Origin of the sequence: Desulfosarcina cetonica JCM 12296 (assembly GCF_001311845.1) — a bacterium.
Classification (GTDB): Bacteria; Desulfobacterota; Desulfobacteria; order Desulfobacterales; family Desulfosarcinaceae; genus Desulfosarcina; species Desulfosarcina cetonica.
The window spans coordinates 1-840 of sequence record NZ_BBCC01000509.1; the positions used below are offsets into that span (position 1 = coordinate 1).

The following is an 840-nucleotide window of genomic DNA, read 5'->3' on the forward strand; positions in this document are numbered from 1 at the left end:
AACGCGTGGAGATGGCGCGGGCCTTTGTGAGCCGTCCCCGGCTGGTGCTGCTGGACGAACCGGTGGCCGGACTGAACGCCGTGGAGACGGCCGGCATTGCCCGTCACATCCGGCAACAGCGCAATGCCGGCCACACCATGCTGCTCGTGGAGCATGACATGGAACTGGTCATGGACGTGGCCGATCAGGTGGTCGTGCTGGACAGTGGCCGTTGCATCGCCAGCGGGCCGCCGGCGGCCATCCGCAACAACCCTCGGGTGTTGGAAGCGTATCTGGGACGCATGGAGGCCACTGCTTAAATGACAGCGTCGTAACACGTCCAATATCGGCGTTACGCGCATCCCTCGTCACTGCGACGTACCACAAGTACGCCTCGCTCCTCGGGATTCGCAAGCCTTGATCTTGGACGTGTTACGACGCCGTCCGAAGAAGGGTATTTTACGAGATTATTAACCATGGACACCCAACAGCCCCCGCCAATTCTCGCCATCGAGCAACTGACCGCCCATTACGGTGCCGCCCAGGCCCTTTTCGGTGTCGATCTAAGCATTGCCGCCGGCGAGACCGTGGCCCTGGTGGGCGCCAATGGCGCCGGCAAAACCACCTTGCTCAAATGCATCATGGGTCTGATGCCCGCTTCCGGGGGGCGTCTTTTGCTCGACGGCCAAGTGATCGCCAAACCGTCACCGGTGCGCATGGTGCGACACGGCCTGGCCCTGACCCCCGAGGGACGCGAGGTCTTCCCGCACCTTAGCGTGGCCGAGAACCTGATTCTGGGGGCGGCGGCACTGAAGACCGACCGCCGGGAAGTGGGCCGGCGCATGCAGTTCGGTCTACGAC

General features: G+C 63.5%; 2 protein-coding genes. Both read left to right on the forward strand.

Features of this window, described 5'->3' with window-relative positions:
• Positions 1-299: ABC transporter ATP-binding protein C-terminal domain-containing protein (locus tag JCM12296_RS35275; RefSeq protein ID WP_479690899.1), on the forward strand; the 299-nt coding region annotated here is incomplete at its 5' end.
• A gap of 156 nt (positions 300-455) precedes the next feature.
• A partial coding sequence (locus tag JCM12296_RS35280; protein WP_157068222.1) for an ATP-binding cassette domain-containing protein occupies positions 456-840 on the forward strand: 385 nt, incomplete at its 3' end.